The organism is Erwinia sp. CGal63 (assembly GCF_037026505.1).
Classification (GTDB): Bacteria; Pseudomonadota; Gammaproteobacteria; order Enterobacterales; family Enterobacteriaceae; genus Erwinia.
This window is the reverse complement of the sequence record NZ_JAKUMN010000017.1, coordinates 1-521: the sequence shown is the minus strand read 5'-3', so window position 1 is coordinate 521 and position 521 is coordinate 1. Positions and strand designations below refer to the sequence as shown.

General features: G+C 54.5%; 1 rRNA gene. It reads right to left on the bottom strand.

The window, feature by feature from the left end:
* Positions 1 to 521: ribosomal RNA gene (locus tag MKZ79_RS21160) — 23S ribosomal RNA — on the bottom strand; the annotation flags it as partial.

Below are 521 nucleotides of genomic sequence, written 5' to 3'. Positions count from 1 at the left end.
GCTGCCGCAGCTTCGGTGCATGGTTTAGCCCCGTTACATCTTCCGCGCAGGCCGACTCGACCAGTGAGCTATTACGCTTTCTTTAAATGATGGCTGCTTCTAAGCCAACATCCTGGCTGTCTGTGCCTTCCCACATCGTTTCCCACTTAACCATGACTTTGGGACCTTAGCTGGCGGTCTGGGTTGTTTCCCTCTTCACGACGGACGTTAGCACCCGCCGTGTGTCTCCCGTGATAACATTCTCCGGTATTCGCAGTTTGCATCGGGTTGGTAAGCCGGGATGGCCCCCTAGCCGAAACAGTGCTCTACCCCCGGAGATGAGTTCACGAGGCGCTACCTAAATAGCTTTCGGGGAGAACCAGCTATCTCCCGGTTTGATTGGCCTTTCACCCCCAGCCACAGGTCATCCGCTAATTTTTCAACATTAGTCGGTTCGGTCCTCCAGTTAGTGTTACCCAACCTTCAACCTGCCCATGGCTAGATCACCGGGTTTCGGGTCTATACCCTGCAACTTAACGCCC